An 11,636-nucleotide genomic window follows, 5' to 3' on the forward strand; every position below is an offset into this window, starting at 1 on the left:
CAGCCCCGCCGGCGCGCATCAGAACGCGTAGTCGGGGTTTTTCGGGTCGAATGCGGTGTCGTCGAGCGTCGCCGGCGCGATTTTCTCGATGACGATCCGCTCGAAGATCTTGCCGTCGTTGTCATAGGACTCGACGGTCCGGAAATAGGGCGCGTGCAGATCGAGCCCGAGGACTTCCTTCTTCGCGTAGAACTGCGGCCGGCCGGTCGGTGTTTCGTAGGTGAGCGCGACCACGCGCACGCCGCCGATCGTCCTGGCTTCCACATCGGTCGGCCGCTGCACGCCGGCTTCCACGTATTTCTTCCCTTCGGTCAGGTACAGGTTCGTGATGAACTCGGTACCGAGATCCTTCACCTGGTGATTCGACTGCGCGCGTGCGAGTGCGCCGTCGAGTGCCGTCCACAGCGGAATCTTGCCGAGCAGGCCGCCGAGGTGCCCGTACATCTCGTCCTTGCGCTGCGTCGTGTCGTAGATGGTCTCCTGTCCGGCATGTGCACCGCCCGGCAGCCATTTCGCATAGACGCGCAGCGGCTCGCGGGTGGTCTTCACGAGCATGCGGTCGGGCGTATCGGACCACTTTCCGCTGATGCGCTCCTGGCGCACCATCGTGAACTGGTACGACGGATAGCCGTTGGGGCCGTTACGGATATAGAGCGGCACGGCGAGCGGATCGAGTGCCTTGAAGAGTGCCGTGAGCGTCGCGTCGTCGAGTTGCGCGAGCGTGCCGCGCTGCGCGGCCGTGCGCAGCCAGCGCGCCTGCTGCGCGACCGGCTCGCGCGCGACCTTCGCGAGGTCCGCCGGCAGCGCGACGCCCGCGGCCGCGCTTGCGGCGTCGGCCGTTTCCTGTGCACGCAGGCCCGCCTGTCCGAGCGACAGCAGGCAGGCGACTGCCACGGCGGCGGCATGCCGCGCGTGGTGCTTCTTTCCTTCGTTCATCGACGGCGTCTCCCTGAGCGACGGATCGTTCAACCTTGCTTCGCGGCCTTGATTTTGGCGAGTTCCTCGTCGCGCAGCGCGCGGCGCAGGATCTTGCCGACGTTCGTCTGCGGCAGCGCGTCGCGGAACTCGACGAATTTCGGCATCTTGTAGCCGGTGAGGTTCTTGCGGCAGTGCGCGAGCACATCGTCGGTCGTCAGCGACGGGTCGCGGCGCACGACGAACACCTTGATCCGTTCGCCCTGTACCTCGTCCGGAATGCCGATCGCCGCGGCTTCGCTGATGCCCGGATGCATCACCAGCACTTCCTCGATCTCGTTCGGATACACGTTGAAGCCCGACACGAGGATCATGTCCTTCTTGCGGTCGATCAGGCGGATGAAGCCGCGTTCGTCCATCACGCCGATGTCGCCGGTGCTGAGCCATCCGTCGGCGTCGATCACCTTGGCCGTCTCGTCGGGGCGCTGCCAGTAGCCGCGCATCACCTGCGGGCCGTGCACGCACAGCTCGCCCGGCTCGCCGACGGGCGCCCAGGTGCCGTCCTCACGGCGAAAGCGCACGACGGTGGACGGCGCGGGCAGGCCGATCGAACCGCTGAACGCGGCCATGTCGTTCAGGTCGACGGGGTTCATCGTGACGATCGGCGAGCATTCGGTCAGGCCGTAGCCTTCGACCACCGGCCGGCCCGTCACCTGCTGGAAGCGCTCGGCGACCGCCCGCTGCATCGCCATCCCGCCGGCCATCGCGAGCTTCAGCTTCGAGAAATCGCGCTTGCGGAATTCCTCGTTGTCGAGGAACGCGTTGTACAGCGTGTTGATGCCGGTGATCCCGGTGAACGTCTCGTTGCGGATGATCTTCATCACCATCGTCATGTCGCGCGGGTTCGCGATCAGGATGTTGCGCCCGCCGAGCCCCATGAAGATGAATGCGTTCACCGTCAGCGAATAGATGTGATACAGCGGCAGCGGTGTGAGCACGGTTTCGACGTCGCCCGATACCTGGTCGGCGATCCAGGCCTTCGCCTGCAGCAGGTTCGCGATCAGGTTGCCGTGCGTGAGCATCGCGCCTTTCGCGACGCCCGTCGTGCCGCCCGTGTATTGCAGGAATGCGAGGTCGTCGCGTGTCGTCTGCACGGGCTGCGGCTTGCTTCGCGCACCGAGCGCGAGGGCGGAGCGCAACCGGATGGCCTGCGGCAGGTGGTAGGCCGGCACGAGTTTCTTCACGTGCTTCAGCACGAAATTGATCAGGCGTCCTTTCGCATTGAAGCCGTCGGCGAGGAGGTCGCCGAGCGCGGTGACGACGATGTTCTTCACCTGCGTTTCCGGCAGCGCATCCTGCAGCGTGCGCGCGAAATTCTCGAACACGACGATCGTCTGCGCGCCGCTGTCCTTCAGCTGATGCGCGAGTTCGCGCACGGTATAGAGCGGATTGACGTTGACGACGATCGCACCGGCTTTCAGCGTGCCGAACAGCGCGACCGGGTACTGGAACGTGTTCGGCAGCATGATCGCGACGCGGTCGCCGGGTTTGACGCCGAGGCTTTGCAGATACGACGCGAACGCGTCGACTTTCTGCGCGAGCGTGCGATAGGTCATCGATGCGCCCGCGCTCACATAGGCGACGCGCTCGGCGAAGCGGCTCGTGCATTCGTCGAAGAACTGTACGAGCGATGCGTATTGCGTGACGTCGATGTCGTGCGGGACGCCGGGCGGATATGACGCGTACCAGATGCCGTCGGTGTTCGGCGGAACCTGGGCCGCTGCGGTTGCTGCGGAAGATGACATGACATGTCTCCGGTCTTTGCTCTCGGCGAAGGCCGGCGCTTCAGCGCCGGCCCGTGCCCCGTGCCGCACGGTCGATCGACGGGGCGCCTCGGCGCTCCGCATGACCGCGCGTATCAATCAAATCGTGAACAGGAAGCCGCGCGTGGCCTCGCGCGCTCAGTTCGTGGAATGCAGCGTCGCCGTATCGGCGGCGGCCGCGCCCGACGACGGCAGCCCGAACGCTTCGCTTGCGCCTGCATCGTCGAGCACGGCCGCGAAGATCGACAGTTGCGCGCTGTCGGGCATCGGCGCTTTCAGCGCGGCGACGATCAGCGACGACAGCCGCGCGATCATCTGCACGTCGTTCATCGTGCGGCCTTGCGAGAACTCGTCGATCAGGCTTTCCGTTTCGGCGCCTGCGAGCGCGCCGGACAGTGCGCCGATCGCGAAGTGCAGCCGCCAGCCGAGCTCCGTGCGCGGCAGGTGCGGCAACGCGCGCTGGAACGCGTCGAAGAAGCGGCCCGCGACGCTTGCGTAGTGCGCGGTCAGGAAGTTGCGCACGAACGGCGACGGATCGGTGTACGCGCGGCCGATCAGCCGCAGGAACCCGGGCCCGCCGCGTTCGGGATTGCGCGATGCCTTCAGCGCGGGAATGAACATCGCGCCGAGCACGTGCTCGCAGGTGATGTGCGTGCCGAGTTGCGCGTCGAAGCGGTCGAGGATACCGAGGCGTTCCTGGTTGAGCTGGTCGAGCCGGCGCGACAGCATCGCGTGGATCAACGCTTCCTTGCTGCCGAAGTGGTAGTTGACCGCGGCGAGGTTGACCGCCGCGCGCGAGGTGATCTGGCGCATCGACATCGCCTCGAAGCCATGCTCGATGAACAGGTCCTCGGCCGCATCGAGGATGCGCGCCTTCGTCCCGCCGGTCTGCCGAGTGCCGGATGACCGTGCCCCGGACGGCCGTCCCGCGGATGGCCGCCCCTCCTGACTTACTGCCATGTCCCGCCTCCCATGCCGGTCGCCCGGCCGCGAACTGGTGATTTGATTATCTGATTCAAACAGTCGTTTTTATTAAGATAAAAAAGGGCGAGCGGAGCGGGCAAGCGGGGAATCTGGACAAATTCCTCTAGTTCGATGTGCGAATGCGGAAAGTATCGCGCGCGCCTTCGACAGGGCGGGGCACGCGCGATGGTGCAATGCGGCAATGCGCGGGATCAGGCGACCGTGCTACGCGTATTGACCGATTGCGTCATGTCGATACCGCGACGCTCGCGGCTGAACAGGATCAGCACGGCGATCACGACGGCGACGATGCCGGCCACGAGCGCGAGCGCGAAGCCGTAGTTGTTGTTGTGCGAAACGGCGAGCGAGGCCTGCATCGTCGCGTTGCCCGACGCGAGCAGGTTGCCGAGCTGGTAGACGACGCCGGGGAAGGTCGCGCGGATCTCGTCGGGCGAGATCTCGTTCAGGTGAACCGGGATCACGCCCCACGCACCCTGCACCGAGATCTGCATCAGGAACGCCCCCGCGGCGAGGGCAACCGGGCCGCTCGAGAATGCCCACAGTGGCAGCACGGGCAGGGCGATCAACGCAGCGATGAAGATGGCGCGACGCCGGCCGATCCGCTCCGAGATCGAGCCGAACGACAGGCCGCCGACGATGGCACCGATGTTCAGCACGATCGTGATCCACGACACGGTATGGGGATCGAAATGATGCTGTTCGCGCAGGAACGTCGGATAGAGATCCTGCGTGCCGTGCGAGAAGAAGTTGAACGCGGTCATCAGCACGATCGCGTAGATCGTGAGCTTCCAGTTCTGCTGCAGCGTGGCCCCGAGGCTCGGGCGCGGGCGCTTCTCCATCTGCTTCCACGCCGGCGATTCGGGCACGTGGGCGCGCACGTACAGCACGAGCAGCGCGGGCAGCACGCCGACCATGAACATCCCGCGCCAGCCGATGTACTGGTAGAACAGGCCGAACACGACGGACGCGAGCAGATAGCCGCTCGGATAGCCGGCCTGCAGCAGCCCCGACACGAAGCCGCGTGCATGGGTCGGCACGGTTTCCATCGTCAGCGCGGAGCCGACGCCCCATTCGCCGCCCATCGCGACGCCGAACAGCGCGCGCAGCACGAGCAGCGCGGTCAGGCTCGGCGCGAAACCCGATGCGAGCTCGAGCAGCGAGTAGCACGCGATGTTGACCATCAGCGTCGGGCGGCGGCCGAAGCGGTCGGCGAGCCGGCCGAAGATCAGCGCGCCTAGCGGACGCATCGCGAGTGTCAACGTGAGCGCGAACGCGACGGCGGGAATCGTCGATCCGAATTCGGCGGCGATGTCCTTCAGCACGAAGACCATCAGGAAGAAATCGAACGCATCGAGTGTCCAGCCCAGGTAGGCGGCGATCGTCACGTTGCGTTGTTCGCGGGTCCAGCTCATGTCCGAGGTCTCCTCGTTGGCTTGCGCGCTTACGATGTGCATGCGGATGCCGGCCGGCTTGCGCGCGGTGCGGGGGCATGGATCGAGTGTAGGCCGCGGCGCCCGGCGATGTGGGGCGCGATAACGCCGAATCGGGAATAATCCCTAGGAAATGAACTGTTTCGGATTCGGCAACGGCGTCGCGCGAAACCGACGACAGGCATCTGTATCATTCCGGAAGGCCGTTTGTATCTGTTTTGTAATGCGTCCGGTGAGCATCGTCACCGAATCAGGAGTCCAGATGACTGAACCTTCCGCCGCCACGCTGCCCGTGCTCGAAACTGCGCGGCTGTGGCTGCGTCCGCGCGTACTGGCCGATCTCGACGCCTGCATCGCGATGGATCGCGATCCCGAGGTCACGCGGCACATCGCGGGCCCGTGGCACGATCCCGTCGAGCACCGGCGCTTCGTCACGCACCGGATCACGCGCGACTATCCGCCGGGCCTCGGCTACTGGTCGATCTTCGAGAAGGCCGCGCCCGATGCGTTCATCGGCTGGATCCTGCTGATTCCGGACTATGCGGATGGCGCGCGCGACGTCGAGATCGGCTGGCGGCTGGTGCGTGAGACCTGGGGGCGCGGTATCGCGAGCGAGGCCGCGCAAGCCGTCGTGCGCCACGCGTTCGACACCGTGCGCCTGCCGCGCGTGATCGCCGATATCGCGGAAGCCAACAGCGGCTCGTTGAACGTCGCGCGCAAGCTCGGGATGCGCCGGGTGAGCGTCGTGCACGATCGCATTCCTTACATTCGACATCGTCTCGAACGCAACGACCTGCGCGCGTAGCGCAGCGTCTTGCGCAGGTACGGACGGTTGTCAGAGATCGTCAACCGGATGCGTATCGAGGTCATGACGTATTAACGGCTCGTGTGATCAGGAGTATCGTTGCCGGAATTTCGCAACATGGGGTACGACCATGGCACTCGGCAACGATGTTCACCTGATTCCCGTCAAGCTGGAAGAACTGCGTCCGACGCAGATGACGGTCGGCTATCGCGAAGTCAAGGCGAAGCGCAAGCACTGGAAAGGGCTCAACAAGCGCGCGCGCAAGGCGGCGATCGAATCGCACTGGTTCCCGGCGGTACTCGGCCCGGACGGGCTGCACTACATCACCGATCACCACCATCTCGGCCTCGCGCTGATCGAGGAAGGCGAGGTGCGGGTGAACGCGATGCTGCTGAAGGACCTGTCGTGGCTCGACGACACGATCTTCTGGCGGATGATGGAACACAACCAGTGGGTGCATCCGTTCGGTGCGGACGGCACACGCCGCGACTACGCGAATCTGCCGAAGGCGCTGACGGGGCTGGTGGACGATCCGTACCGCAGCCTCGCCGGCGAGCTGCGCACCGCGGGCGGCTACGCGAAGGACGCGACGCCGTTCAGCGAATTCCTGTGGGCCGACTACCTGCGCCAGCACGTGTCGCTCGACCAGATCCGCAAGAACTTCGCGAAGGCGCTCGATATCGCACTGCATCGCGCGCATGAGCAGGATGCACGCTATCTGCCCGGCTGGTCGGGCGTCATCGCCGTCAAACCCTGAGCACCTCATGACGACCGCCCCGATCCGCCCCGATGCCGGCCCGCAGCATGCCGAGCATTTCTCCGCGCTCGACGCGGCCGCGCCGCCGCCGACGCGGCGCATCGGCCTCGACGCGCTGGCCGGCCTGTCGATCGCGGGCCTGCTGATCCCCGAGGCGGTCGCGTACGCGGGGCTGGCCAACCTGCCGCCGCAGGCCGGTCTCATCGCGTTGCTGTCGGGGCTCGTCGTCTATGCGCTCACCGGCAGTAGCCGTTTCGCGATCGTGTCGTCGACGTCGTCGTCGGCTGCCGTGCTCGCGGCGACCGTGCTCGCGGAGTCGGGAATGGCGCTTGCCGCGCAGCTCGCGCTGGCGGCGGCGCTCGTCGCGATGACGGGCGTGCTGTTCATCCTGGCGGGTGCCGCGCGGCTCGGCGGCATGTCGGATTTCGTCGCGCGGCCGGTGCTGCGCGGCTTCACGTTCGGCCTCGCGCTGACGATCGTCATCAAGCAGTTGCCGAAGATTCTCGCGATTTCCGTGCAGCACAGCGATGCGCCGCATGTCGCGCTCGACCTGATCAGCGGCGCGCCGCACGCGAATCTCGCGAGCGTCGTGCTCGGCGCGACCGCGCTGGCGTTGCTGTTCGCACTCGGGCGGAGCGCGCGGGTGCCCGCCACGCTCGTCGTGATCGTGCTGTCGATCGCGGCCGGTTATGCGGTCGACTGGCAGCGATACGGCATTGCGATCGTCGGCCACATCGACTTCCGGCATATCGAGTTCGGCCTGCCGACCCTCGACCGCAACGCATGGATGCAGACCGTCGAGCTTGCGTTCGCGCTGATGCTGATCCTGTATGCGGAGTCGTACGGATCGATCCGCAACTTCGCACTGAAGCACGGCGACAGCGTGTCGCCGAACCGCGACCTCGTCGCGCTCGGCTGCGCGAATCTCGTGTCGGGCCTGCTGCACGGGATGCCGGTCGGCGCCGGTTATTCGGCGACCTCGGCGAACGAAGCGGCCGGCGCGCAGTCGCGCTTTGCAGGCCTGTGGGCGGCGGGCGTGGTCGCGCTGATCGTGTGGCTGCTGCTGCCGCAGCTGGCGCGCACGCCGGAGCCCGTGCTCGCGGCGATCGTGATCTTCGCGGTCAGCCACTCGCTGCATCCGTCGGTATTCCGGCCGTACTGGGCCTGGCATCGCGACCGGCTCGTCGTGATCGCCGCGCTGCTCGCGGTGCTCGTGCTCGGTGTGCTGCACGGGCTGCTCGCGGCCATCGGCGTGAGCCTGCTGCTGACGCTGCGCAAGTTGTCCGAGCCGAACGTCAGCGTGCTCGGCAGGCTGCGCGACAGCCATGATTTCGTCGACGTCGCGAGCCACGCCGACGCGAAGCCGGTGCCGGGCGTGCTGATCGTGCGGCCCGAGGCGCAGCTGTTCTTCGCGAACGCGGACCGGATGTTGAACCGTGTGCGTGCGTTGATGAAAGCCGCGCCGGACACGCATACCGTGATGCTGAGCCTCGAGGAAACGCCGGATGTCGACGGCACGACGATCGAATCGTTGCGCACCTTTGCTGCCGAATGCGCGGCGCGCGGGTTGCGGCTCGCGCTCGTGCGGCTCAAGGTGCACACGCTGCATGCATTGCGCCGCGCGGCGGACGATACGCTCCACGACGATGCGATGTCCGAACTGAGCGTCGACGAGAGCCTGCAGCTGCTGCAGGCCGGGACGCCGCCGGACGGCAGCGGCGGAACGACCGCCGCGTGACGGGGCGGTGCGCCGGTACGTGCTATTGCGAAACTGCAGTATCGGCAGTGCGGTCGATCATGTCGGTCACCTCGGCCGCCGTCGGCGCATAGGCGCCTGCATGCGCACAGGCGACCGCCGCGCACGCGGCCGCGTAGCGCAGATGCTCGGCGGCTGACGCGTCGGGACGCGCCAGCTGGCTTGCGAGCCAGCCGCCGATGCTCGCGTCGCCGCAGCCGACGGTGTCGGCCACCTCGGTCGGGAACGCGGGCTGGAACAGCACGGTGTCGCGATGAAGGAGCTGCATGCCCGATGCGCCGCGCGTGACGAGCATCGTTGCATCGGGCGCCCACGCGCGCAGTTGCGCGAGCGCGGCGGCTTCATCGAGTTCCGGAAACAACCCGCGCAGATCCTCGTCGGACACCTTGATCCAGTCGGCGAGCCCGGCCAGCCGGCGCAGCGTGTCGCGATACGACGGCGCGGCCATCGGCGCACGGAAGTTCGGATCGAACGAGATTCGCTTGCCGGCCGTCCGTGCGGCCTGCGCGACTTCGATCAGGCGCGTCGCGAGCGGCTCGCGCACGACGCCGAGCGAGCCGACGTGCACGATCTCGGCCGCATCGAGCGCACCGGTGGGCAGGTCCGCCGGATCGAACGCGAGATCGGCGCTGTTCTCGCCGATGAAGAAATAGTGGGGCGGCTGCTTCGACACGACCATCGCGAGCAGCGGCGCACGATCGACCTGCCGGATGAAGCGCAGGTCGAGCCCGGCGTCGGCACTCTTGCGCATCAGTTCGTCGCCGAAGATGTCGCGGCTGACCGTGCCGGCGAAGGCCGTCGGCACGCCGAGTCGCGCGCCGACGCGCGCGACGTTCCAGCATGAGCCGCCGGCGATGCTGTGCCAGTGCTGCGCGTCGTCGCGGATGAAATCGGTCAGCGCTTCGCCGAATACGATCAGGCGGGGGAACGTCGTCGTCATGTCGAAACCTTGTGCCGTGGCGTTGCGCACGGCCGTACAGCGGGTGATCCGAAAAGGCGGGCAGTACGGGGCCGTCGCGCATGGCGACACGGCCCCGCACCGCCCGATTGCGTGGGCGGACAGGCGGCGCGATCAGCGCGGCGAGCTCCAGCCCTTGTAGGTCTTCACGTTGTCGCGCGTGATGAGCGTCGGCTCGATCAGGATCATCGGATTGGCCGGCTTCTGGCCGTTCATGATCCCGTAGCCGACGTTGACCGCCTGCTGCGCCATGGCCCAGGGATCCTGGCTCGACGATGCCTGCACGAGCGTGTTGGACTTGAGCGCGACCTCGATGTCGGGTGCGCCGTCGACCGACGTGATCACGATGCCCGGCCGGTTCAGCTGCTTCGCGGCGAGGTCGCTGCCGATCGCCTGCGGGTCGTTGATCGTGAACACCGCGTCGAGCTTCGGAAAGCGCGTCAGGTAGCCTTGCATCGCATTCATCCCGCCTTCGCGCGAACCCTTGCCGTCCTGGTCGCTCGACAGCAGCTTGATGCCGGCGTTTTTCGCGAGCACGGCCTTGCAGCCGTTGACGCGATCGATCACGGCCGATACCTGCGGGCCGTTCTCGATGATCACGTTGCCCTTGCCGTTGAGTTTCTTCGCGATATAGTCGCACGCGAGTTCGCCGGCTTTCACGTTGTTGGTCTGCACGGTCGCGTTTGCGCCGGCCGCGGCGACGTCGACCGCGACGACCGTGATGCCGGCCGCCTGCGCCTTCTTCACCGCCGGCTCGATCGCCTTCGGATCGGTCGCGTTGAGCAGGATCATGTCGACGTGCGCGGAGATGAAGTTGTCGATCTGCGTGAACTGCTTGTTCAGGTCGTAGTCGGCCGAGACGGCCGTGACCTTCGCATTCGGATTGAGCTGCCTGGCGCGTGCTTCGGCACCCTTGACGATCGTGACGAAGTACGGATTGCCGAGCGACCCGACCGTGACGCCGATCGATTTGAGCGGCTTGTCGGCCGCGTGTGCGGCGGAAGCGCCGAAGGCGAGTGCGCAGGCGACGGCGGTCAGGGCGGCTTTGTGCTTGATCATGTCGTTGTGTCTCCGAGTTGTTGGTGAACGGGCGCAGGCGAACCGGCCTGCGCCGCAAGGTTGAATCGACGGGAAGGGTCAGGTGCGTGCCGAGTCGCGCTGGCGATAGCGATCGAGCGCAACGGCGCCGATGATCACGAGCCCCTTGATGATGTACTGCCAGATGTCGGACACGCCGAGCAGTACGAGGCCGTTCGTCAGTACCGCGATGATCAGCGCACCGATCAGCGTGCCGACGATCGAGCCGACGCCGCCGACGAAGCTCGTGCCGCCGAGGATTACCGCGGCGATCGCGTCGAGTTCGTACGACTGGCCGAGCTGCAGGCCGTTTGCCGCATAAAGCCGCGCGGCCGACATCACCGCGCCGAGCCCGGCGAGCAGGCCCGACGCCGCATAGACGAACATCTGGATCGCCCGCACGTTGATGCCCGACAGGCGCGCGGCTTCCGGATTGCCGCCCACCGAATAGATGCGCATCCCGAGCACCGTGCGGCGCAGGATGAACCACGAGATCGCGATGACCGCGCACGCGATGACGACGAGCCAGGGCACACCGAGGATCGTGCCGTTGCCGATGAACGCGAACGGCAACTGCGGATTGAACACGGTGGTGTCGTTGCCGATCAGGCGCGCAACGCCGCGCACGGCCGTCATCGCGCCGAGCGTGACGATGAACGGCGGCAGGCGCAGGAACGAGATCAGGCCGCCGTTGATCGCGCCGAACACGAGGCCGACGACGAGCGCGAACGGTACGCCGAGCCAGCCCCAGCCCGGAATGGTCGACGCGAGCAGCGCCGCGACGGCCGCGGCAGCGAGCACCGAGCCGACCGACAGGTCGATGCCGCCCGTCAGGATCACGAAGGTCATGCCGGCGGCGAGCACGATGTTGATCGACGCCTGCTGCGTGACGATCGACAGGTTCTGCAGCGTGAAGAAGCCGTCGGTCAGGAAGCCGAAGCCGATGCACAGAACCAGCAGCACCGGCAGCATGCCGGCGGTGCGGATCAGCGACTGCATGCGGGCGCGGTGATCGGCGCCGCGCAACAGCGGCGTACGGTTGCCCACCGGATGGGCCGTCGCGGAAGCGAGGTTCCGCTGCTTGGTCGGGTTGATCATGTCGGTAACCTGAATGTAAGAATGGACTGAAAG

The 11,636-nt window shown here is 66.6% G+C and carries 10 protein-coding genes; 3 read left to right on the forward strand and 7 right to left on the reverse strand.

Features of this window, described 5'->3' with window-relative positions; genetic code table 11:
- Positions 1 to 18 precede the first annotated feature (18 nt).
- From VK92_RS17385 to VK92_RS17400, 4 genes are all read right to left on the reverse strand, one after another.
- A complete protein-coding gene (locus tag VK92_RS17385; RefSeq protein ID WP_048020806.1) occupies positions 19 to 936 on the reverse strand; it encodes a DUF1571 domain-containing protein in 918 nt (305 codons plus the stop codon).
- 29 nt (positions 937 to 965) lie between these two features.
- The gene (locus VK92_RS17390; RefSeq protein WP_021161543.1) at positions 966 to 2,720 is read right to left on the reverse strand and encodes a long-chain-fatty-acid--CoA ligase; all 1,755 of its coding nucleotides are present in this window, start codon (positions 2,718 to 2,720) and stop codon (positions 966 to 968) included.
- A gap of 156 nt (positions 2,721 to 2,876) precedes the next feature.
- Positions 2,877 to 3,698 carry a TetR/AcrR family transcriptional regulator gene (locus tag VK92_RS17395; RefSeq protein WP_021161544.1) on the reverse strand — a complete coding sequence of 274 codons (822 nt, stop codon included), beginning with the start codon at positions 3,696 to 3,698 and terminating at the stop codon, positions 2,877 to 2,879.
- Positions 3,699 to 3,913: 215 nt separating this feature from the next.
- The gene (locus VK92_RS17400) at positions 3,914 to 5,134 is read right to left on the reverse strand and encodes an MFS transporter (RefSeq protein WP_042976429.1); all 1,221 of its coding nucleotides are present in this window, start codon (positions 5,132 to 5,134) and stop codon (positions 3,914 to 3,916) included.
- Positions 5,135 to 5,414: 280 nt separating this feature from the next.
- Between VK92_RS17400 and VK92_RS17405 the strand changes: the two genes are divergently transcribed.
- The 3 genes from VK92_RS17405 (at position 5,415) to VK92_RS17415 (ending at position 8,452) form a co-directional block, all read left to right on the forward strand.
- Positions 5,415 to 5,957 (forward strand): GNAT family N-acetyltransferase, encoded by a 543-nt coding sequence (locus tag VK92_RS17405; RefSeq protein WP_048020706.1) that lies wholly within the window; start codon positions 5,415 to 5,417, stop codon positions 5,955 to 5,957.
- Between the two features lie 130 nt (positions 5,958 to 6,087).
- Complete coding sequence (locus VK92_RS17410) at positions 6,088 to 6,714, forward strand: ParB-like protein (protein ID WP_048020704.1); 627 nt, start codon at positions 6,088 to 6,090, stop codon at positions 6,712 to 6,714.
- 7 nt (positions 6,715 to 6,721) lie between these two features.
- Positions 6,722 to 8,452, forward strand: coding sequence for a SulP family inorganic anion transporter (locus VK92_RS17415; protein WP_021161547.1), 1,731 nt, complete (start codon positions 6,722 to 6,724; stop codon positions 8,450 to 8,452).
- Between the two features lie 22 nt (positions 8,453 to 8,474).
- Here VK92_RS17415 and VK92_RS17420 read toward each other — a convergent pair whose 3' ends face one another.
- The 3 genes from VK92_RS17420 to VK92_RS17430 form a co-directional block, all read right to left on the reverse strand.
- Positions 8,475 to 9,410: a carbohydrate kinase family protein gene (locus VK92_RS17420; protein WP_048020703.1), complete on the reverse strand. Its 936-nt coding sequence runs from the start codon at positions 9,408 to 9,410 to the stop codon at positions 8,475 to 8,477.
- A gap of 132 nt (positions 9,411 to 9,542) precedes the next feature.
- Positions 9,543 to 10,487 (reverse strand): ABC transporter substrate-binding protein, encoded by a 945-nt coding sequence (locus VK92_RS17425; RefSeq protein ID WP_021161549.1) that lies wholly within the window; start codon positions 10,485 to 10,487, stop codon positions 9,543 to 9,545.
- A 78-nt stretch (positions 10,488 to 10,565) separates the two neighbouring features.
- The gene (locus tag VK92_RS17430; protein WP_021161550.1) at positions 10,566 to 11,603 is read right to left on the reverse strand and encodes an ABC transporter permease subunit; all 1,038 of its coding nucleotides are present in this window, start codon (positions 11,601 to 11,603) and stop codon (positions 10,566 to 10,568) included.
- Between the last annotated feature and the right edge of the window lie 33 nt (positions 11,604 to 11,636).

Source organism: Burkholderia sp. LK4, from assembly GCF_001043615.1.
GTDB lineage: Bacteria > Pseudomonadota > Gammaproteobacteria > Burkholderiales > Burkholderiaceae > Burkholderia > Burkholderia cepacia.